The 1466-nt window shown below is 55.8% G+C and carries 1 protein-coding gene; it reads right to left on the bottom strand.

From position 1 onward, the window contains the following. On the bottom strand, positions 1 to 1466 hold a 1466-nt coding region (locus NX84_RS12240), incomplete at both ends, for a YPDG domain-containing protein (RefSeq protein WP_039676998.1).

The following is a 1466-nucleotide window of genomic DNA, read 5'->3' on the forward strand; positions in this document are numbered from 1 at the left end:
TCCTCGTCACCATCATTGGTGCCGTCACCATCGGTATCCGGGTTATACGGATCGGTACCGGCAGCCTTCTCATCAGAGTTATTGACACCATCGCCATCGATGTCCGAATCCTGAGAATCCGGGGTACCGTCACCATCAGTGTCCGGATCCGCAATCATGCGCTCGGTGACAGTCAGGTTGAAGGAGTCGGTGTCAGTAGCCTCACCATTCTTAGCCGTGACCTTGATATCTTCCCAGGTCTTCAGCTCAGCATCTGCCGGAACAGTGCCAACAATGGCCTTCTTAGCGTCATCGTACTTCAAGAAGTCCGGCAGATTCTCTACAGAGACCTCAGCACCCTCAGAAGCCTTAACCGGGATGTTAACCTCTTCATCCCGCTGAACCTTCTTATCCGGGATAGCGTCCACGTTGACGTCAGCACCCGGAACCTCCGGCTTAGCTTCAGGCTCTTCAACGGTGACAGTAACGTCAACGTTATCCTTAGAACCATCCGGGTAGGTCACCTCAACCGGAACAGTAATCTTGTCACCCGGCTTAGCACCCTCCGGAACCGGAACAGTAACCTCACCGGTGGACTCATCAACCTTCACACCCTCAGGCGCATTCTCACCAGGAGTGAACTTCGTACCCTCAGGAGCCTTGGCGTCCTTGCCGTCCTTGTCCTTAAAGGTCGGAGCCGGAACCTTCACATCCTCGCCAGGCTTACCAGAACCATCCTCGTAACCAGGCTCAAACTTTTCGTTGTCCTTCTCGGCAGAAGCCGGCGCCTCGACGGTCACCTTGGCCTCGATGGTCTCGCGGGAACCATCCGGGTAAGTTACCACGACTGGGATGGTGTAGTCGCCAGGCTTCGCATCCTTCGGCGGCTCGACCTCGATCGTTCCGTCCGGGTTAACCGTGATCCACTCGGGCTTGTCGACCTTGTTGCCCTCCGGGTCAGTCACCTGACCGGTCGGCTCGAAGGTGGTTCCCTCCGGAATCACCTGGCCGTCCTTGTCCTTCGGGGCCTCCACTGTGGTCTTCTTACCGACAGGAGCAGTAGCATCCTCGTACTGCGGCTCGAATTCACCGTTCTGACGAACCTTGTCCACCGCAATAAAGGAATCCTGACCAACGACAACGTCGTAAGCATTGACCAGCTGCGCGACATAGGTGCCCGGGTTCTTGAAATCTTCGGGAGCCAGAGAGCACTTAGCAGCGTCCGCCAGGGTATCGACCGCGCAATCGCCGCCAATCTGCTTTCCATTCGGACCGATCCAACGGATCTTGTTATCACCAGAAAACGGCAGAGCACCCGTCAACTTGACCTTCGCCGGCTCAAGGTTATTGGTACCTTCCGGAAGATCCGCCGGGTTGAGGTAGGAATCGTAATTAACGATATCCAAATGCGCGATATCGGCCTGAACCTCAGCAAAGTTGATGTTGTACCAACGCTGCTTAGCAAACGAAGGGATGCCAACATCGCC

Origin of the sequence: Corynebacterium minutissimum, assembly GCF_000805675.1 — a bacterium.
GTDB lineage: Bacteria > Actinomycetota > Actinomycetes > Mycobacteriales > Mycobacteriaceae > Corynebacterium > Corynebacterium minutissimum.